General features: G+C 55.1%; 2 pseudogenes. Both read right to left on the bottom strand.

Annotated elements, in window-relative coordinates:
- Positions 1–210: pseudogene (locus tag G0Q06_RS14275) on the bottom strand (C4-dicarboxylate ABC transporter permease); the annotation flags it as partial.
- Positions 211–214: 4 nt separating this feature from the next.
- A pseudogene (locus G0Q06_RS14840) lies at positions 215–365 on the bottom strand (TRAP transporter small permease); the annotation flags it as partial.

Raw genomic sequence — 365 nt, 5'->3', positions numbered from 1 at the left:
CATCCAGATAAAGAGCGGCAACGCCGTCAGCGTCCAGCTTGAGGATGACGCCCAGATCGTCGTGATCATCGTGTCGCCGACTGGACGAGACGTGAACAACTCCATTCCGACCCAGGCCACACCCATAAGCGCAAGGCCGACCCATACGCCCGATCCTAACAGCAGGAAAAGGACGAACAGAAAAAGGCTAATCGCATAAAATTCTTCCATGGCCCTACTCCGCGTGGCTTTGGTCGACAAGGTCGCGCGTGATGCGATGGTCGCCCTTGAAAATAACGTGGATCAGATGGTCAGTAAGAGCGATTGCAAGAATACCCCCACCGATGACCATCACGGATTGCGGTATCCAAAGCGGAGTCGCGTCT

This window comes from Oceanipulchritudo coccoides, from assembly GCF_010500615.1.
Taxonomy (GTDB): Bacteria; Verrucomicrobiota; Verrucomicrobiia; order Opitutales; family Oceanipulchritudinaceae; genus Oceanipulchritudo; species Oceanipulchritudo coccoides.
This window is presented reverse-complemented; position numbering and strand designations above follow the sequence as displayed.